Genomic DNA, 18,892 nt, shown 5'->3' on the forward strand with positions numbered 1-18,892 from the left:
TTATACCTTCGCCACGAGTGGGCGACCCAGCAGGCCTTGGGGACGGAAGATCAGAATCAGCACCAGCAGCGAGAAACTGAACACGTCTTTGTAGTCGGAGTTGATCAGACCGGCGAACAGCGACTCGGAGATCCCGAGGATGATCCCGCCGAGCATTGCCCCAGGCAGGGAGCCGATGCCGCCGAGTACCGCCGCGGTGAACGCCTTGATGCCGATGATGAAGCCAGCATAGAAGTCGAACGTGCCGTAGTTCATGGTGATCAGTACACCGGCCAGGGCCGCCATGGCCGCACCGATGATGAACACGTAGGAAATCACCCGGTCGGTGTTGATCCCGAGGATGGAGGCCATCTTGCGGTCTTGCTGGGTAGCGCGGCACATGCGGCCGAGCTTGGTGTACTTGATGATGTAGGTCAGCAGCGCCATGCCGGCGAATGCGGCAATCAGGATGAAGATCTTGGTGTAGGTGAGCTGCACGAAGCCGGTACCGATGTCGACGCGCATGGCGCCTTCGAGCAGTGTCGGCACACCCTGTTGGCGGGCGCCCTGGCTGATCTGCGCGTAGTTCTGCAGGATCAGCGAGATGCCGATGGCGCTGATCAGTGGTGCCAGTCGGGTGGAGTTGCGCAGGGGTTTGTAGGCGACGCGTTCGATGACCCAGCCGTATACCCCGGTGACCACGACCGTGAACACGAGGGTGCCAAGAATCATTAGCGGAAAGGATTCAATACCGAAGTAAGCCAGCAGAGCCAGACTGATTGCCGCGAGGTAAGCGGAAATCATGTAAACCTCGCCGTGGGCGAAGTTGATCATGCCGATGATGCCATAGACCATTGTGTAGCCGATGGCGATCAGACCATAGACCGACCCGAGGGTCAGGCCATTGATCAGTTGCTGCAGGAAAATACCATCCATAACGCAATCTCACGCAGTGAGAACCTGCACACCCAGGGCGTGCGGCTCTTCTAAGGAAAATACAGATTTACGTCGGAGCAATGCCAGGCGCGACCAGTGCTCCCTGTAGAAACCGGACTTGGCCGGGACCTACAGGGATTTGATCGATCGCTTCAGCCCTTACTTCTGTTTTTCCAGCTGGTGATACTTGCCATCCTTGTCCCACTGGTAGACCACGTAGTCGGAGACTTTCAGGTCGCCTTTGGTGTCCCATTCCTTCTTGCCCATCACGGTCTGGACCGGGTTGGCCTTGAGCCACTTGGCCGCATCTTCGCCCTTGTTGGACTTGGCGCCATTGAACCCGGCAGCCAAGGTCTGCACTGAAGCGTAGGCGTAGAGGGTGTAGCCTTCAGGTTCGGTGCCCTTGGCGCGGAATGCGTCTACCACGGCCTTGCTGTCTGGCAGCAGGCGCGGGTCGGCGCCGAAGGTCATGTACACGCCATCGACGTACTGCGGGCCGCCGGCGGTGGTGACCAGTTCGTCAGTCACGATGCCGTCGTCGGACATGAATTTCACGTCTTTCAGGCCCTGCTCGCGCAGCTGGCGTACCAGCGGACCGGCTTCCGGATGCAGGCCGCCGAAGTAGACCACGTCGGCACCGGCCGAACGGATCTTGGTCACCACGGCACTGAAGTCTTTTTCACCACGGGTCAGGCCTTCGTACAGCACAGGGGTCACGCCACGCTTGGCCAACTGTGCCTTGGTTGCATCCGCCAGGCCTTGGCCATAGGTGTCCTTGTCATGCAGGACTACGACTTTCTTGCCCTTGAGCACATCGACGATGTAGTCGCCGGCAACGATACCTTGCTGGTCGTCACGACCGCACATGCGGAACATCGCGCTCAGGCCGCGCTCGGTCACCTGGGGATTTGTGGAGCCAGGCGTGATGGCGATGATGCCGGCTTCATCGTAGACCTCGGAGGCCGGGATGGTGGAGGAAGAGCAGAAGTGACCGACCACGCCGGCCACCTTGTCCTGGTCAGCAAGGCGGTTGGCAACGGCCACGGCCTGCTTCGGTTCGCACGCATCATCGCCAGCCACCAGTACGATTTTCTCGCCGTTCACGCCGCCCTTGGCATTGATCTCGTCTGCCGCCGCTTGCGCACCCTTCATGTACTGCTCGCCAAATGCCGCGTTGGCGCCTGTCATGGGACCCGCTACGCCGATCTTGATGTCGGCCTGGGCAAACGCAGAAACACCCAACGCAGTTGCCACTGCGAGGGCCAGAAAGCCTTTCTTGTAAAACGTCTGGGACATGAGGTGGTGCTCCAAGGTTTTTTTTAGTTGGCACTGCGACTTCACTTCACTGAAAAGCTAAGAGCAAGGGGCGTGCCATCGGTTTTTTATTCTGAAAAAAGTCGCTGCTTTATTGTTATTTCGACTGTTTCGGGCCCTTTTTCACAGGGCGTGCAACCGTCTAAACCGCACGAGGTGCAACCTTTTCTAAACGTAGGTGAAACCCTCCATGAGCCATCATTGCAACCACCACACTAAACGGCGTGCAACCACTGTGTAACAACCTGCGTCACCTAACTGCACACTGTCGGTGCGCGGCTGCTACAACCCGCACCATAACAGGCTAGCCGCTGGACTGGAAAACGCCGCTGTTCGTAACACTTTTCAACAATCAGATGACGATCCGCAAGCACTGGCCCGCGTGATACAGCGAAAATCCCGTTTCATACAGACAGCTGCGCAGACCAACGCCAGCCAAAGGTTGCATCGGCGCAAAGGGGATCGGCAACGCCTTGGCATCGCCGTGGCACAGGTAGTCGGCAAAGGCCTTGCCGACCACGGTGCCGGTGGTCACGCCGCGACCGTTATAGCCAGTGACCGCCACCAGGCCGGGCGCCGGCTCGAACAGGCGCATCAGATGGTCGGGCGTGAAGGCGATGCAGCCGGTCCAGGTGCATTCCCACTCCACCGACTTGAGGTACGGGAAATAATGCTGCTGCACTCGGTCGGCCCAGGCCTTGAGGAACCAGGTCGGTTTGCGGTTGCCGTTGCCCAGGCTGCCCAGCAGCAAACGACCGTCCTCGTCCCGACGAATGCTGCTCAACACCTGGCGGGTGTCCCACGAGCCCTGCCCTCCCGGCAAAATGCGCCGGGCGGCCTCGTCGGTCAGCGGGACAGAAGCGACCTGATAGTAATAACCGGGGAAAAAGTTGCGCCGCAACTCGGTCCAATCACCCTCGGTATAGGCATTGGAAGCAATTACGACTTGCTCGGCCAGCACCGAACCCTGGGCCGTCTGCACCGACCACCGCTGGCCCTGGCGCTCCAGGCGCGTGACGGGCGAATGATCGAAAAGTTGGCCACCCAGTTTTTTCGCGGCATCGGCCAGCCCGCTGGTATAGGCCATGGGGTTGAGCGTGCCGGCGCGGCGGTCGAGCAATGCCGCAGCGATCTTGTCAGTGCCGGTGGCTTCGACGCAGGCTTGGCCGGTCAGCAATTCTACCGGGGCGCCACGGCGCTTCCATTGTGCTTCGCGACTGCGCAAATCCGCCTCGCCCCGGGCGTTATGGGCCATGTGCAGCGTGCCTTCGCGGCGCAGCTGGCAGTCGATGTTGTATTTGTCGATGAGGCTGAACACCAAGGCCGGCGCGGCCCCAAGCATGCGATTAAGCTGGCTGCCCACGGCTTCGCCGAACCCGGCCTCGATGTCATCTGGCGGGATCCACATCCCGGCATTCACCAATCCCACGTTGCGCCCCGATCCACCATGTCCGGCCCGATGAGCTTCCAGCACCGCAACGCGCTTGCCCTGCTCCAACAGGTGCACCGCCGCCGACAACCCGGTAAAGCCCGCGCCGATGACGCACACGTCCACCGTGACTTCGCCCTTGAGCGAGGCGTTGTCGGGCCGTTGTGGCGTCAGTATTTCCCACAGACATTCTTCGCGTAACGGCATTGCCGGCTCCTGGTCAGGAGCAGCTGCAAGCGACAAGCCACAAGCCGCAAGCTGGTTTGGCTTGTGGCTTGCAGCTTGCCGCTTGCCGCTGCTCAATCGAATGTAATTCCCTGCGCCAACGGCAACTCCAGCGAATAGTTCACGGTATTGGTCTGGCGGCGCATGTAGGCACGCCACGCGTCGGAGCCGGATTCACGGCCGCCGCCGGTTTCTTTCTCGCCGCCGAACGCTCCGCCGATCTCCGCGCCGCTCGGGCCGATGTTGACATTGGCGATCCCGCAATCGCTGCCCACGGCCGACATGAACTGCTCGGCTTCACGCACATCGGTGGTGAAAATGCACGACGACAGGCCTTGTGGCACCGAATTGTTCAGGTGCAGCGCTTCGGCGAAGTCCTTGTAGCCGACCACGTAGAGGATCGGCGCGAAGGTTTCGTGACGCACCACGTCGCTTTGCTCCGGCATCTCGACGATGGCGGGCGAGACGTAATAGGCATTCGCAAATTGGTCTTCGAGTTGGCGCTTGCCGCCAAACACTCGCCCGCCTTCGCTCAACGCCTGCTCCAGCGCGTCCTGCATGTTCTCGAAGCTCTGCTTGTCGATCAGCGGCCCGACCAGATTGCCTTCCAGCGGATGACCGATGCGCACTTTCGAATAGGCCGCCTTGAGACGGGTAACGATCTCTTCCTTCACCGATTCATGGGCGATCAACCGGCGCAGCGTGGTGCAACGCTGGCCCGCAGTGCCGACGGCGCTGAAGAGGATGGCACGCACGGCCATATCCAGGTCGGCGCTCGGAGCCAGGACCATCGCGTTGTTGCCGCCCAGTTCGAGGATGCTGCGGGCAAACCGCGCTGCGACTTTCGGCGCGACCTCGCGGCCCATGCGCGTGCTGCCGGTGGCGCTGATCAGCGCAACGCGCGGGTCGTCGACCAGCGCTTCGCCGGCATCACGCCCACCGATGATCACCTGGCTCAGGTACGGTGGGGCATCGGCAAAGTTGCTCAGCACACGCTCGAACAGTGCCTGGCACGCCAGGGCGGTCAGCGGGGTTTTCTCGGAAGGTTTCCAGATCACCGGGTTACCGCACACCAGCGCGAGGGTGGTGTTCCAAGCCCAGACCGCCACGGGAAAGTTGAACGCGCTGATCACTCCAACCACGCCCAGCGGGTGCCAGGTTTCACGCATGTGGTGGCCAGGACGCTCGGACGCAATGGTCAAGCCGTACAACTGGCGGGACAGGCCGACAGCGAAATCGCAGATGTCGATCATCTCCTGCACTTCACCCAGGCCTTCCTGGGTGATCTTGCCGGCTTCCCACGACACCAGCTCGCCGAGGTCGGCCTTGTACTCACGCAACAGGTCGCCAAACTGACGCACCAGCTCGCCGCGCCGTGGCGCCGGCACTTTGCGCCACAGGTCAAAGGCATGCTCCGCGCGGCTGACCTGCTGCTCGACTTCAGCGGCGCCTTCCCAATTCACGGCGCCGATGCGACTGCCATCGATGGGCGAGTGCACGGGCTGTGTGCCGTTCTGGTACAAGGCCGGGTTGACGCCCAGACGATCAAGCAATGCAGCAACCATGGGTAAATTCCTCAAGCGAGAGACAAAAGTGGGCAGCCGGACGATCACGGCTGATCAGGCCTGTAGTTGTAGCTGGCCCGAGACTTGCCAACAAACGACCTTTAAGCGAGATATCATTCCGTTTATTCATGCTGGCCGTTACCGGATAAGCAGAGCAACAAGAAATAAGGGCTGATCATGCTCAATAAACGCTATTTGCCATCGATTACAGCGCTACAGTGCTTCGAAGCGGTGACCCGTCACCTGAGCTTTACCCGCGCCGCCGAAGAGCTGAACCTGACCCAGAGCGCCGTCAGCAAACAGGTCGCGCAGCTTGAAGAACTGTTGCAGCACCTGCTGTTTCGGCGCGTGCGCCGACGCCTGCAACTGACACCGGCAGGAAACTTGTATTTGGGGGAGGTGCGAAAAATCCTCACCCAGGTTGAGATGTCGACCCATTACCTGCGCTCCTACGGTGGCGACACCGAAGTCCTGCGGGTCTCCACGCCTCCGACCTTCGGCGCCCGCTGGCTGGTTCCGCGGCTCAAGGGCTGGCGCCTGCGGCATCCGTCGATTCATCTGGACTTGTGCAGCGAGCACGAGGCCGACGACTTGCAGCAAGGGCGCAGCGACCTGGCGTTCTACTTCGGCCAGGGCTCCCGACCGGGAACCGAATCGTTGAAACTGTTCGGCGAAGAGTTGGTGCCGGTCTGCGCGCCAGGCAGCCTGCCGGACCGGCCCTTCACCGACCCGACGCAACTGGCCGACCTGGTGCTGCTGCAAAACGCCTCGCGTCCGCAAGCCTGGCACGACTGGTTCGACAGCCAGGGCTACCACACCGAACACAGCTACCACGGGCCGCGCTTCGAAACCTTCTACATGTGCATTCGTGCCGCCCAGGTCGGCTGCGGCGTGGCCCTGTTGCCAAAATTCCTGGTGGAAGAAGAGCTCGCCGACGGCAAACTGGTCATCCCTTGGCAACATGCGATGCCCAGCGCCAGTGCCTATTACCTGTCCTATCCGGAACATGCAGCGGATGTGCCCAAAGTACGACTGTTCGTGGAGTGGATGCTGGAGCAGATCGATAGCCCTGATGCGCCGCCATAGCGAAAGTTGCCCCCCGTGGCGAGGGAGCTTGCTCCCGCTGGGCTGCGCAGCGGCCCTAAAAAATTCTGTCAGATGAAAAATTCTGCGTCTGCTTCGCAGCCGAGCGGGAGCAAGCTCCCTCGCCACAAAAGACCCGCAAACGCTAAAAAATACTGGCAATAACCATCACGGTTATGCGCCACTAGCCCCTCCACCCCAACTGCCGTACGCCGCTGCCGCCGCAGCTATCTGTCTGGAGATTCCCGTTATGAGCGAGAGTGTATTTGCCGATCGCATCGTGCAGAACCTGCTCGACACCGATTTCTACAAACTGACGATGATGCAGGCGGTGCTGCACAACTACCCCAACGTCGAAGTCGAGTGGGAGTTTCGTTGCCGCAACAGCGAGGACCTGCGTCCGTACCTGGCGGAGATCCGCTTCCAGATCGAGCGCCTGGCCGAGCTGAACCTGAGCGCCGACCAGCTGAGTTTCCTCGAGCGCATCAGCTTCCTGAAGCCGGATTTCCTCAGGTTCCTGGGGCTGTTTCGTTTCAACCTGCGGTACGTGCACACCGGCATCGAAAACGGCGAGTTGTTCATCCGTCTACGCGGGCCTTGGCTGCACGTCATCCTGTTCGAGGTGCCGTTGCTGGCCATCGTCAGCGAGGTGCGCAATCGCTATCGCTACCGTGAGATCGTCCTGGAACAGGCGCGGGAGCAGCTTTATCGCAAGTTCGACTGGCTGGCCGCCAACGCCAGCGCCGACGAATTGTCCGAGCTGCAGGTAGCCGATTTCGGCACTCGACGCAGGTTTTCCTACCGAGTCCAGGAGGAAGTGGTGAACGTGCTCAAGCACGATTTCCCGGGGCGCTTCGTCGGCACCAGCAACGTGCACCTGTCCCGGGAGCTCGACATGAAACCCTTGGGCACCATGGCCCACGAGTGGATCATGGCCCACCAGCAACTGGGCCCGCGGCTGATCGACAGCCAGATCGCCGCGCTTGATTGCTGGGTTCGCGAATACCGCGGCCTGCTGGGTATCGCGCTAACCGACTGCATCACCATGGACGCCTTCTTGAAGGACTTCGATCTGTTCTTCGCCAAGCTGTTCGACGGTTTGCGCCATGACTCAGGGGATCCTGTCATCTGGGCGGAAAAAGCCATTGCGCACTACCACAAGCTGGGCATCGACCCGATGAGCAAGACGCTGGTGTTCTCCGACAGCCTGACATTACCCAAATGCCTGGATATTTTCCGTGCCTTGCGTGGTCGCATTAATGTGAGCTTCGGTATCGGCACCAACCTGACCTGTGACATTCCAGGCGTGGAGCCGATGAGCATCGTGCTTAAAATGATCAGCTGTGACGGGCAACCCGTGGCCAAGATTTCAGACGAGCCCGGCAAGACCCACTGCAAGGATCCGAATTTCGTCGCCTACATGCGACATGTTTTCCAAGTACCTGCCGCCCATTAAGGCACATCAAGCAAGGAGTGAATTCATGCAAGCCGTACAGCGTGAGATTGCTGAACAGCTCAAGGTCCAGCCACCGTTCGCCGATGACGCCGCCCTCAAGGCCGAAATCGCTCGCCGGGTGGGTTTCATTCAGGACTGCCTCGTCAACTCAGGGCTCAAGAGCCTGGTGCTGGGGATCAGCGGCGGGGTCGACTCGTTGACCGCTGGCCTGCTGGCCCAACGTGCCGTGCGCGAGCTTCGGGAAAAAACCGGCAATGCGGCATACAAGTTCGTCGCCGTGCGCCTGCCGTATGAAACCCAGTTCGACGAGCACGAAGCCCAAGCCTGCGTCGACTTCATCGAGCCGGACGAGCGTCATACCGTCAACATCGGCCCCGCGGTCAAAGCCTTGGCAAAAGAAGTCCTGGCATTCGAAGGCAAGGCCCCGGGTTCACGGGACTTCGTGCTGGGCAATACCAAGGCGCGGATGCGCATGGTGGCGCAATACACCATCGCCGGCGCGGAACAAGGCCTGGTGATCGGCACCGATCATGCGGCCGAGGCAGTCATGGGTTTCTTCACCAAGTTTGGTGATGGCGCCTGTGACCTAGCCCCGCTGAGCGGCCTGGTGAAAAACCAGGTCCGGGCCATCGCCCGTGACTTTGGCGCGCCAGAATCGCTGGTGGAAAAAGTCCCGACCGCTGATCTGGAAGACCTGTCCCCGGGCAAGCCGGACGAAGCGGCCCATGGCGTGACCTACGGCGAGATTGACGCCTTCCTGCATGGGCAACCCATTCGCGAAGAGGCGGCCAGGATCATTTGCGACACCTATCGCAAGACCGAGCACAAGCGGGTGATGCCTTACGCCCCATGACCGGACGCCCGCTCCCTTAGGGCTGTTTCGCCCAAAAAAAGCGCCCTGCATGGGGGCGCTTTTTTGTGTCTGAAAGGTCGGTTACTTCAGGGTAACAGTGCCTTTCATCATCGAGATATGGCCTGGGAACGAGCAGAAGAAACCGTACTTATCGCCGCCAGCCAGTTTCGAAACATCGAAGGTCACCGAGTCCTTTTCCTTGGCGCCGATAAGCTTGGTGTGGGCGATGATACGAGCATCACCTTCCTTCAGGTAATCCTTGTCGATGCCTGCCGCCAGGCCGTCAGTGGCGATCGGCTGCATGTCGGCCTCTTTGCTCAGCACCCAGTTATGGCCCATGACGTTTTTCGGCAAGCTGCCCGAATGGGTCAGTTCCACGGTAAATGTCTTGCAGCTCTTGTCGATCTCGATGGCCTTGGTGCTGAAGGACATCTGGTCGGTCGAGTCGATCGTGGTCTTGCACTCCGCTGCCATCAGTTGGCTGCTGGCCAGCGTCAACAGGGATACTGCAACAAGTTTGGCAAACATCGTGAATCTCCAAGGCATGGTTAACAAAATTCCGTCAAAGGGGAAGACTGCCTGAATTTGAGACAAGTTCCTATGACCTGAGTCAAAGATTGTATACAACTTAAGCCTATCAGCCTGATGGACATAATCAACCAGCCAGAAGTCTGACTCGCCCCTATGATCAGCGTCATCACCTCTTTGGAGCGCCCCTCATGAACCTCAACAGCCTGCTGTGCAGCTTGCTCGCCGCCTACGCCTGCGGCGCCAGTGGCACCTATGAAAAACCTCGCCGCGAGGTTTAATTCCTTTGCGCAATAAAGGACAGTTATCATGGAAAACCGCTGGGGCTGCTGGAAGTGAACGGTTTCTGCAGCAAACTCACCGGTTTTCTCGATCATATCGTCGGCGAGGGCTTCGTCCGCGCGCCCCATCGTGACATGCTGCAACTGAGCGAATCAGCGCACAATCTGCTCGACGCACTGGACGAATGGCAACCGTCGGTGCAACCAAAATGGGCCGAGCAAAAACCCAGCTAACGGCTCGACCCCGATACAGGGCAGAATACGCGCCGCTCAACCTCACCTTCGACCCCAGAGGATCGCCCATGGCTAAACCCAATTATTCCTTCGCCAAACGTCAGAGAGACTTGGCCAAGGAGCAGAAGAAAGAGGAAAAGCTTCAGCGCAAGAAAGCTACAGCTGAAGAGGAAGCCGCAGCACTGAACCCGGATACCGAAGGCGAAGTGACGGCAGAAGACGATGTTGATGCACCGAAAGACCAGGCGCCTGACGCCTGAGACCCTCAGTTCTGTGTCCAGGGCCGGCCGCCTCGCTGCCGGCCCTCACAGCTCCAGCGCCTTGATAATCGACAGGCGATAACCCACCGGCATGTTCTCCGGCAATGGCCCGGCTCGAACAGCCCGATCTCCTTGTGTTCATGACTGAACGTCGGCACGAAACCGCCCGGATTTCAGGACATTGGATCACGACTCCAACGGCATCACCGTCACTCGTACTTCGGGGTCGTGGGTACCGCCCCCCAGGATCACCCCGCGCAACGGCGACACATCGGAAAAATCCCGGCCCCAGGCCAGGGTGATGTGTTCCAGGGCCGGCTGCACATTGTTGGTCGGGTCGAAGTCCACCCAACCCAATACCGGACAGAACACCGAAACCCAGGCGTGAGAAGCGTCGGCGCCAATCAACCGCGCCTGGCCGGGTGGCGGCTGGGTCAGCAGGTAGCCGCTGACGTAACGCGCCGCCAGCCCACGGGAGCGTACGCAAGCCAGCATCAAGTGGGCGAAGTCCTGGCACACACCCCGGCGTCGCTCCAGCACTTCCACCAACGGCGTCGCCACTTGGGTGGCCTCCGCATCGAAGGTGAACTCTTCGAAAATCTTTTCCATCAGCGCGCGGACGCCCACCATCAAAGGTCGTCCCAGCGGAAAACAGCTCTCGGAAAACTCGACGAAATTGCGCTTGAGGTGCACATAGGGTGACTCGAAACGGTAGCGGCAGGCGTCCAGCAGCGGCGCCGGAAGTGGCCGACCGCTGTAGGTCAGCAGGTTGCGGGTCGACTCCCAGGCGGGGGACAGGCTGAAATCCAGGTTGGGCCGTGCCAGCACTTCGACGCTCAGGCGGGCATTGACCAACAATTCGTCATGGGGTCGCTCGAAGGCCAGTCGGGTCAGCGGATTGCCGAACACATCCTGTTCATCGCGCCGGGTGGTCGGCTGCGGACTGATCAGCAACTGCTGTTCGGTGCAACGCTGCCAGTCACAGGGTCGCGGCCACAGGTGGGCAAGTTGCTGGGCCAGGGACACCGGGCTGTCGTAGTGATAATGGGTATCGTGGAGAATCTGGTAACGGGCGTTCATCAGACGGACACCGTGCGCTGGCTGACATCATCGACGTGAGCAAAATGGCGCAACGCCAAGCGATCGGAAACCTGTCCGCTGACATCGGCCACTTCCTGCAACAGATCGGCCAGTCCATCAAGAGCGGCGCGCAGGCTGGCCTCGCCGAACAGGGGATTCTCCAGGCAGCGCAGGTCAAAGCGTGACAGGCGCGTCACCAGCTCCGGCAATGCGGTTTCCCGCGGTGCGCCGAAATCATCGTTCAGGCGTTTAAGGGTGCGTGCCACCAATTTCAATTGGAAGAGCACTGCGTGGGGGTTCTGTTCGTCCAGCAACAACAGATCGAGCACTGGAATCAACTGCGCCACCGCTAAGTAACGCGAGCGGTACGTGATGCTACTGTTACCCAACTCCAGCAACCACTCCAACCCGGCCTGATCGAAAACCGCCTCGCCCCGCAAGAATGCCGCCAGGCTGCTGCTAAGAAAATGCAGGCGCTCCAGGCGTCGACCGATCATCAGGAAGCGCCAGCCCTCGTCACGGGTCATGTCGTCCAGGGCGAAACCGGACAACGCGGCCAACGACATTACCAATCGATTGAGAAAATCCAGCAGCTCGCCAAAGTCCGGTTCGCTGGTCTCCAGCTCTGCGGCTTCGCGCTGCAATTCCACCAGCGCCTGCCAGTTCTCCCGGGAGAGTTTGCCGCGTACCTGTGAGGCAGCCCACTGCAAGCGCTGCAAGTTGGAGCGCAGGCTGAACGACCAGTCATCCCCCAGCAGCGCCGCCAGCAGGCGCTCGGGCAGCTCGCCCTCCTCCGGCAGCAGCATCAGGCTCTCGCCCAGCGACACTGCCGATAGCAGGGCCTGCGGGTCGTCGCCATCGACATAGCGCGCCAGCATGATCCGCAGCAGGCGCGCGCTGTCGTCGCAACGTTCGCAGTAACGGCCAAACCAGAACAGGTTTTCCACCACTCGGGATGGCAGGTACGGATCGCGTCGCACCAGGTCGTGGACGCCGACGGTCCGCTGGGCCTTCCACTGTTCGCCACCCGATGCGTGTTCACCCAGGATCCAGGTGTCCTTGCTGGCACCACCGCGTTGCATCGACACCACTTCGGCGTCGGCCTCGGCGGCCACGCGGGTCAGGCCACCTGGCAGGACCCGATAATCATCTTTCCCGGACACGGCATACACGCGCATGCCGATGGCCCGGGGCTGGATCCGCCCGTCTTCGGCCTGCCAGACTGGCGCCTGGGACAGTTGCGCCAGCTCCTGAGCGACGTAGGCATAGGGTCGCGCCTGCATGCGCGCCGCCAGTTGGCCGCGCTGCTGCTCGCTCAGGTCACGGCCGAACACCGGCGCGAAGCTCTGGGACGGAAACGCAGGCTTGATCAGCAACTGAGGCAGCTTTTCCAAGGCCTGGGCCAGCACTGGCGGCTCACCACACCACCAGGTGGCGATGGACGGCAACATCAGTTCCTCGCCGAACAGATACTGGTTGATCTTCGGCAGGAATCCCAGGAGCCCCGGCGATTCCAGCACGCCACTGCCCAAGGCATTGGCCACCAACACCCGTCCTTGGCGCACCGCTTCCAGCAGGCCCGGCACGCCAAGGGCAGAATCGGTGCGCAGCTCCAGCGGATCGCAGAAATCGTCATCGAGGCGCCGCATGATTGCGTGGACCCGTCGTAGCCCGCTGAGGGTCTTGAGATAGACCGTGGCATCCCGAACAGTCAGGTCGCCACCTTCCACCAGTGGATAGCCAAGCTGGCGCGCCAGATAGAGATGTTCGAAATAACTTTCGTTGAACCGGCCGGGCGTCAACAGCACCACCAACGGTGGCTCGCCATCGCAGGGGGCCTGCCGGGCGAGGGTTTCCTGCAAGGTGCGGAAGAAACCGGACAGGTGCTTTACCTTCAGGTCGCGATACAGGTCCGGAAACGCCCGGGAGACGATCATGCGATTTTCCAACGCATAACCAGCCCCTGAAGGCGCCTGGGTACGATCCGCAGTGACCCACCAGCGACCGTCGGGCGTACGCGCCAGGTCCACGGCATACAGGTGCAGAAAATCGCCATCGGGTGGGGCAATGCCCTGGCACGGCCAGAGGAAATTGTTGTGTCCGAACACCAGCTCCGCTGGCAACAGTCCCTCGCTGATCAGCCGCTGCGACCCGTACAGGTCGGCCAGCACCGCATTGAGCAAGCGTGCCCGTTGGGCGATCCCGGCCGACAGTAGCTTCCATTCCTGGGCATCGATGACGTGGGGCAGCAGGTCCAGCTCCCACGGCCGATCAGCGCCCTTCGGGTCCGCGTAGACGTTGTAGGTGACGCCGTTCTCCTGGATCTGCCTGGCCAGCAGTGCTTGACGCTGGACCAGTTGGGCCGGCGTGCTGCGCTGCAACTGGTCCAGCAGCCGCCGCCAGTGCGCACGCACGGCGCCGCTGCCATCCAGCAACTCGTGATAAGTACCCGTTGTCAGCGGGTAACGGTCAAGCAGGTCAGGCATGGAAAGCTCGGCAGTACGGCAAGGAAAGGTGAGACTAGCGCAGGCGCATGAGGCCCGGATAGGTGTGTTTTGTGTTTGATCCGGCCTGGTTTTCAGACTGCAATCATCGTGGCGAGGGAGCTTGCTCCCGCTGGGCTGCGCAGCGGCCCCAAAAATTTACGGTCGCTGCGCAACCGAGCGGGAGCAAGCTCCCTCGCCACGGTCTGGTTAATTTTTCAACGCGGCCTTAAAACGTCGCAGATCGAGAGTGAGCGCAAACTCGTCATCCACCGCCAGGCTGGGTATCGGAAGTTTCCCAGGCGTGTGTCCGATCCGGAAGAAACGCGCCATCCGCCGGCTCTCCGCTTCGTTGGCGTTCACCGGCAGGCTGTCGTAGTTGCGCCCGCCCGGATGCGCCACGTGATATTGGCATCCGCCCAGCGAACGCTGCATCCAGGTGTCGAGTAGATCGAAGACCAGCGGCGCATGGACCGGGATGGTCGGTTGCAGGCAATTGCTCGGTTGCCACGCGCGAAAACGCACCCCGGCGACGAACTCGCCCACCCGACCGGTGGGTTGCAAGGGAACCGGCACGCCATTGCAAGTCAGCAGGTACCGTTGCGGGGCCAGGCCGCTGAGCTTGATCTGCAAGCGTTCCAGGGACGAATCCACATAGCGCACCGTGCCGCCTACCGCCCCCTCTTCCCCCAGCACATGCCAAGGCTCCAGCGCCTGACGCAACTGCAGCTCGATGCCGTTGACCGCATAATCGCCGACCTTTGGAAACCGGAACTCCAAGTGCGCGGCGAACCACTCGGCGCGCAGCGGATAACCGGCGACATTGAGCTCGGCGATGACGTCAGCGAAATCCTGCTCGATGAAATGCGGGAGCAAGAAGCGGTCATGCAGCTCAGTGCCCCAGCGTGCCAGCTTGGCCGGCGCGTAGGGCTCGCGCCAGAACCGCGCGACCAATGCCCGCAACAGCAATTGCTGGGTCAGGCTCATGCGGGCGTGAGGCGGCATTTCGAAAGCGCGCAATTCCAACAGGCCGAGTCGCCCGGTGGCACCGTCCGGAGAATAGAGCTTGTCGATGCAGAATTCGGCGCGGTGGGTATTGCCCGTCACATCGATCAGCAGGTTGCGCAGCAACCGATCCACCAGCCAGGGCGCACACGCTTCGCCGGGCTCGGGCATTTGCGCGAAGGCGATTTCCAGTTCGTACAGCGAGTCGTTGCGCGCTTCGTCCACGCGGGGCGCCTGGGATGTCGGGCCGATGAACAAGCCGGAAAACAGGTAGGACAACGACGGGTGGTTGTGCCAGTAGCTGATCAGGCTGCGCAGCAAGTCGGGACGGCGCAGGAAAGGTGAGTCAGCCGGCGTCGCGCCTCCGAGGACGAAATGGTTACCGCCACCGGTGCCTGTGTGCCGGCCATCGATCAGGAATTTCTCGGTGGTCAGTCGGTTCAGCCGCGCTTGCTCGTACAGAAATTCGGTGCGCTCGACCAACTCATCCCAAGTTGCCGACGGCTGTACGTTGACCTCGATGACGCCTGGGTCCGGCGTGATGCGCAAATTGCTCAGGCGCGGATCGCTCGGCGGCTCGTAGCCCTCCAACAGGACCGGGCAATTGAGCTCCTCGGCCGTCGCCTCGATTGCGCTGACCAACTCCAGATAATCCTCGACCCGCTCCAGCGGCGGCATGAACAGATACAGGCGTCCTTCCCTGGCCTCGGCACACAAAGCGGTGCGGGTCAGCCAATCGGCCGATTCGTCGATCTTCGGCGCGCGCTCCTGCTCCAGCGCCGGCTCGCCGTGATCGGCCAGGTGCGAAGTGTCGGGCAACTCGGGCAAATCCTGATTCGGGTCGGTGGGATGGATGAACGGGTATTCAGCCGCCGTCACCCACGGCTGGGACGCCAGTGGCAGGCGATAGCCCAGGGGAGAATCGCCCGGTACCAACCTGCAATGGTTGTCGCGCAGGTACCATCGGCCGCTCTGCCATTGATTGCCCTTCGCGGTGCGAGCCAGTGGCAGGACCTGGCCGATTACCTTGTCCAATCCTTGATTGAAGACCTTGCGCAACCGTGCCCGCTCCAAAGGTTCTTCCAGCCGAGAATCTTCGGCCGTCACGTTCGAAGGCAACGTGCCTTCGCGCCAGAGGTAATAAAAATTATCTTCGTAGGCCGCAAACACGAATCGCGCGGGAATGTTCAAGCGTTCGGCGACGCTCGCCAGGAAACGTCCAGCGAGTTCGCCATCGGCGCCGTAGTCCTGCTGCTCGTCGGCAATCAACGCGTCGTTACGCCAGATCGGCACCCCGTCACGGCGCCAGTAGCAATTGAGCGACCAGCGCGGCAATTGCTCGCCGGGGTACCACTTGCCCTGGCCGAAGTGCACCAGCCCCTGGGGCGCGTAGTGCGCGCGCATACGCTGGAAAAGCTCGGCGGAGAGCCGGCGCTTGTCTGGTCCCAGCGCGGCGGTATTCCACTCGGCGCCGTCCGGGTCGTCGATGGAGACGAAGGTCGGCTCACCGCCCATGGTCAGGCGCACATCGCCCTCCAGCAGGTCGGCATCGATCTGTCGGCCCAGCGCCTGGATCTCGAACCATTGCGCTTCGGTGTATGGCTTGGTCACCCGCGGCGCCTCCCAGATGCGCTCGACGGACATTTCGTGGCTGAATTCGGACTCGCAAGGCTCCACCAGGCCACTGATCGGTGCAGCCGAGGACGGATCGGGACTGCACGCCAATGGGATGTGTCCTTCGCCGGCGAACAACCCGGACGTGGCATCCAGGCCAATCCAGCCGGCCCCCGGCAAATAGACTTCGCACCAGGCATGCAGGTCGGTGAAATCGACTTCCGTACCGGATGGGCCGTCGAGGCTTTTCACGTCGGCGGTCAGTTGGATCAGGTAACCGGAAACAAAACGCGCCGCCAGCCCCAGGTGACGCAACAGCTGTACCAGCAACCAGGCCGAGTCGCGGCAGGAGCCGGACGCATGCTCCAAGGTGTGCTCCGGCGTCTGTACGCCGGGCTCCATGCGGATCAGGTAACTGATGTCTTCGCTCAGGCGCTGGTTCAACGCCACCAGGAAATCCACCGCCGGCAGCGGGGTGCGGTCGATGCCGTCCAGATACGCCTGGAACCTGGGCGTCAGCGGCAGTTTTTCCAGATAAGGCGTCAGCTCATGCTTTTCGTCGGGGGCGTAGGTAAACGGAATTTTTTCAGCGTAGGGCTCGAGGAAAAAATCGAACGGATTGAACACCGCCATTTCGGCGACCAGATCGACTTCGACCCGCAGCTCAGCGGTTTTTTCCGGAAACACCAGTCGCGCCAGGTAGTTGCCCTGAGGATCCTGCTGCCAGTTGATAAAGTGCTGGTCGGGCGAGACCCTCAGCGCATACGAAAGTATCCGCGTGCGGCTATGGGGGGCCGGGCGCAGGCGGACGATCTGCGGGCCGAGCTCGACGGCGCGCTCGTAGCGGTAATGCGTGACATGGTGCAAAGCGACATGGATCGACACGGCGTGCCTCCTGCGGAGCCTGGGCGTTATCGAAAGCGGCGCAAGACTTATGCCATGCAGGCAGGTCGGACACTTTCTACTTCTACTCAAGGCAGTAGAGCACTAAAACCGCGCGATGCCTGTATTGATCTGCACAGGCCGCACATAAATGCGGCGCAGGCGCCGGCGGATCGACTCAGCGGCGCGGGCGCGAGGCTTTGGCGGACTTGATGATGCGTTCGCGTTGGTGGCGGATCTCCACGAGCTTGCCGCGCATTTCTCGGTGTCGCTTGCTGTTGAGTAACAGCAATCCCAGCAAGGGAAACAACAATCCAGTTATATAGGCGATGGGGTGCGGGTTATAGCCGTAGGTGGGAAGGACAGTGAAAAGGCACACCAGATAGAACACAACAATGCTACGAACACCCCAAGTTCGTCCTCTGATCATGACGAAATGACTCAACGCCAAAAGCAGGGATAGCATCAAGGCAATCAGAAAAGAATATTTTCCCCGTTCAGGATCGCCTCGAAAATAAGTACTTGAGGCCAATGAAATCGAAGCGGACAAGGCAAAACAGGCTAGAAAGAAAGCGCAGATGAAGGTCGGGAAATAGCGCGCAAGGAACGCGTTCAATGAATGCTTGCGATCCATTATTCAATTTCCTCATACAGCCCCACGGCGATGGTCTTCAGATTTCCAGACAAGCTACTGCCCGTCAGGCCGATAGCAGCCCCCAGAGAATCGCGAATCTGGGTCACGGTTGCATGGTTAATCTGAGTGGCCGTGAAACGCTTTGCTAGCGTCCCAGAACGTTGTCGAAGCTTTAACAATTTATTCGTCAGGCTTGGGTCCTTCAGCGTCAACAATTCTTTGGTCAATGCCTTTCGTTGTTGTCGGGTCAAACCTTTTGAAAGCTCATACCAACTTTTGCCGGTCGAGACTTTCCTGGCTTGCAGAAGTTTGAGCGTGGTTAACGTAGACGCTCCAGCCCCCAACAGCGATGCAGCATCCAGCACAGGCATCGCGTAGCGATACCAATCCTCACTGTCCATATCATCGTTAGCTGATGGATCGTTGAGCTCGTTGTACGTTCGCATGCCTCCAACCACGCACTGTGCCGTGCTCGCGGAGGCGGCAGTGACCCCAATGGCTGTGACGACCAAGCTAGCCCCAGCAGTAAACGGAACTGCGATAGTGCCACTGAACACCACAATCCATCCCAAAATGGCGCCAGCACAGGATAACGTCGTATTGACGGCCTCCCCTACCAAGCGAGACTCACGCGGGTTGTTCGTTACCTGGTCAGCAAACTGAGCCGGTGCAATATATTTCTGCGCCTCGCGCAAGATGATCCGCTTGGGCTTGATGCTGCAAATTGGCTTGAACTCACGCAACGTCACTACGTTGAATTCAGCGTCGATGTACACCACACCCGCGCCGACAATGCCCGGATCGGCATCAATGGCAGCGAACAGGCGCGGCAGGTTGATCAGGCTTTCGATGCGGCGGCGGGCCATCATCTGGGAGATGCTGTTGTCCATGCCGATGCCCGGCAAAGGAGTACTCATATGAATCGTCCTTGAGAATCGATGGGTGAGACTTTAATTGTCTGTGTGGGCCCCACAGGGTATCGGGATCGACACTGAAACCCGTGGCGAGGGAGCTTGCTCCCGCTGGGCGGCGAAGCAGTCCCAAATGAACT

General features: G+C 60.7%; 14 protein-coding genes and 1 pseudogene. 5 read left to right on the top strand and 10 right to left on the bottom strand.

The genetic code is table 11. From position 1 onward, the window contains the following. The 4 genes from J3P82_RS23120 to amaB all read right to left on the bottom strand — a co-directional run bounded on the left by J3P82_RS23120 (position 1) and on the right by amaB (position 5,448). A complete protein-coding gene (locus J3P82_RS23120; RefSeq protein WP_434558835.1) occupies positions 1-915 on the bottom strand; it encodes an ABC transporter permease subunit in 915 nt (304 codons plus the stop codon). Between the two features lie 159 nt (positions 916-1,074). Beyond that, positions 1,075-2,211, bottom strand: a complete 1,137-nt coding sequence (locus tag J3P82_RS23125) for an ABC transporter substrate-binding protein (protein ID WP_434558837.1) — start codon at positions 2,209-2,211, stop codon at positions 1,075-1,077. A 370-nt stretch (positions 2,212-2,581) separates the two neighbouring features. Then, complete coding sequence (gene amaA / locus J3P82_RS23130) at positions 2,582-3,865, bottom strand: L-pipecolate oxidase (RefSeq protein WP_434558839.1); 1,284 nt, start codon at positions 3,863-3,865, stop codon at positions 2,582-2,584. 92 nt (positions 3,866-3,957) lie between these two features. Next, positions 3,958-5,448, bottom strand: coding sequence for an L-piperidine-6-carboxylate dehydrogenase (amaB, locus tag J3P82_RS23135; RefSeq protein ID WP_434558841.1), 1,491 nt, complete (start codon positions 5,446-5,448; stop codon positions 3,958-3,960). A 177-nt stretch (positions 5,449-5,625) separates the two neighbouring features. Here amaB and J3P82_RS23140 point away from each other — a divergent pair, with 177 nt between their 5' ends. The 3 genes from J3P82_RS23140 to nadE all read left to right on the top strand — a co-directional run bounded on the left by J3P82_RS23140 (position 5,626) and on the right by nadE (position 8,840). Then, positions 5,626-6,534, top strand: coding sequence for a LysR family transcriptional regulator (locus J3P82_RS23140; protein WP_434558843.1), 909 nt, complete (start codon positions 5,626-5,628; stop codon positions 6,532-6,534). A 247-nt stretch (positions 6,535-6,781) separates the two neighbouring features. Then, positions 6,782-7,987, top strand: coding sequence for a nicotinate phosphoribosyltransferase (pncB, locus tag J3P82_RS23145; RefSeq protein ID WP_434558845.1), 1,206 nt, complete (start codon positions 6,782-6,784; stop codon positions 7,985-7,987). A 25-nt stretch (positions 7,988-8,012) separates the two neighbouring features. After that, positions 8,013-8,840 carry an ammonia-dependent NAD(+) synthetase gene (nadE, locus tag J3P82_RS23150; protein ID WP_434558847.1) on the top strand — a complete coding sequence of 276 codons (828 nt, stop codon included), beginning with the start codon at positions 8,013-8,015 and terminating at the stop codon, positions 8,838-8,840. Positions 8,841-8,921: 81 nt separating this feature from the next. Here nadE and azu read toward each other — a convergent pair whose 3' ends face one another. Further along, a complete protein-coding gene (gene azu, locus J3P82_RS23155; RefSeq protein ID WP_434558849.1) occupies positions 8,922-9,368 on the bottom strand; it encodes an azurin in 447 nt (148 codons plus the stop codon). A gap of 305 nt (positions 9,369-9,673) precedes the next feature. Here azu and J3P82_RS23160 point away from each other — a divergent pair. Together J3P82_RS23160 and J3P82_RS23165 are read left to right on the top strand one after the other, a co-directional pair. After that, positions 9,674-9,883: pseudogene (locus tag J3P82_RS23160) on the top strand (LOG family protein); the annotation flags it as partial. 68 nt (positions 9,884-9,951) lie between these two features. Then, positions 9,952-10,143: a hypothetical protein gene (locus tag J3P82_RS23165; protein WP_186610748.1), complete on the top strand. Its 192-nt coding sequence runs from the start codon at positions 9,952-9,954 to the stop codon at positions 10,141-10,143. A gap of 186 nt (positions 10,144-10,329) precedes the next feature. Here the strand turns inward: J3P82_RS23165 and J3P82_RS23170 are convergent, their stop codons facing one another. The 5 genes from J3P82_RS23170 to J3P82_RS23190 form a co-directional block, all read right to left on the bottom strand. Further along, the gene (locus tag J3P82_RS23170; RefSeq protein ID WP_434558851.1) at positions 10,330-11,223 is read right to left on the bottom strand and encodes a transglutaminase family protein; all 894 of its coding nucleotides are present in this window, start codon (positions 11,221-11,223) and stop codon (positions 10,330-10,332) included. Beyond that, positions 11,223-13,709 (bottom strand): circularly permuted type 2 ATP-grasp protein, encoded by a 2,487-nt coding sequence (locus J3P82_RS23175; protein WP_434558853.1) that lies wholly within the window; start codon positions 13,707-13,709, stop codon positions 11,223-11,225. Before J3P82_RS23175 ends, J3P82_RS23170 begins: the two co-directional genes overlap by 1 nt. A 207-nt stretch (positions 13,710-13,916) precedes the next feature. Continuing rightward, positions 13,917-17,210, bottom strand: coding sequence for a DUF2126 domain-containing protein (locus tag J3P82_RS23180; protein WP_434558855.1), 3,294 nt, complete (start codon positions 17,208-17,210; stop codon positions 13,917-13,919). 175 nt (positions 17,211-17,385) lie between these two features. Next, positions 17,386-17,841: a hypothetical protein gene (locus tag J3P82_RS23185; protein ID WP_434558857.1), complete on the bottom strand. Its 456-nt coding sequence runs from the start codon at positions 17,839-17,841 to the stop codon at positions 17,386-17,388. Then, entirely contained in the window at positions 17,841-18,758 is a 918-nt protein-coding gene (locus J3P82_RS23190) for an NAD synthetase (RefSeq protein WP_434558859.1), read from the bottom strand. The genes J3P82_RS23185 and J3P82_RS23190 overlap by 1 nt, the downstream gene beginning before the upstream one ends. Positions 18,759-18,892: the final 134 nt, after the last annotated feature.

This window comes from Pseudomonas sp. Z4-20 (assembly GCF_051131955.1).
GTDB lineage: Bacteria > Pseudomonadota > Gammaproteobacteria > Pseudomonadales > Pseudomonadaceae > Aquipseudomonas > Aquipseudomonas marvdashtae.

What these genes read in the sequence shown, in the direction of transcription:
- J3P82_RS23120 (WP_434558835.1), bottom strand. Translation starts at nt 915, where the DNA reads ATGGATGGTATTTTCCTGCAGCAACTGATCAATGGCCTGACCCTCGGG.
- J3P82_RS23125 (WP_434558837.1), bottom strand. Translation starts at nt 2,211, where the DNA reads ATGTCCCAGACGTTTTACAAGAAAGGCTTTCTGGCCCTCGCAGTGGCA.
- amaA (WP_434558839.1), bottom strand. Translation starts at nt 3,865, where the DNA reads ATGCCGTTACGCGAAGAATGTCTGTGGGAAATACTGACGCCACAACGG.
- amaB (WP_434558841.1), bottom strand. Translation starts at nt 5,448, where the DNA reads ATGGTTGCTGCATTGCTTGATCGTCTGGGCGTCAACCCGGCCTTGTAC.
- J3P82_RS23140 (WP_434558843.1), top strand. Translation starts at nt 5,626, where the DNA reads ATGCTCAATAAACGCTATTTGCCATCGATTACAGCGCTACAGTGCTTC.
- pncB (WP_434558845.1), top strand. Translation starts at nt 6,782, where the DNA reads ATGAGCGAGAGTGTATTTGCCGATCGCATCGTGCAGAACCTGCTCGAC.
- nadE (WP_434558847.1), top strand. Translation starts at nt 8,013, where the DNA reads ATGCAAGCCGTACAGCGTGAGATTGCTGAACAGCTCAAGGTCCAGCCA.
- azu (WP_434558849.1), bottom strand. Translation starts at nt 9,368, where the DNA reads ATGTTTGCCAAACTTGTTGCAGTATCCCTGTTGACGCTGGCCAGCAGC.
- J3P82_RS23165 (WP_186610748.1), top strand. Translation starts at nt 9,952, where the DNA reads ATGGCTAAACCCAATTATTCCTTCGCCAAACGTCAGAGAGACTTGGCC.
- J3P82_RS23170 (WP_434558851.1), bottom strand. Translation starts at nt 11,223, where the DNA reads ATGAACGCCCGTTACCAGATTCTCCACGATACCCATTATCACTACGAC.
- J3P82_RS23175 (WP_434558853.1), bottom strand. Translation starts at nt 13,709, where the DNA reads ATGCCTGACCTGCTTGACCGTTACCCGCTGACAACGGGTACTTATCAC.
- J3P82_RS23185 (WP_434558857.1), bottom strand. Translation starts at nt 17,841, where the DNA reads ATGGATCGCAAGCATTCATTGAACGCGTTCCTTGCGCGCTATTTCCCG.
- J3P82_RS23190 (WP_434558859.1), bottom strand. Translation starts at nt 18,758, where the DNA reads ATGAGTACTCCTTTGCCGGGCATCGGCATGGACAACAGCATCTCCCAG.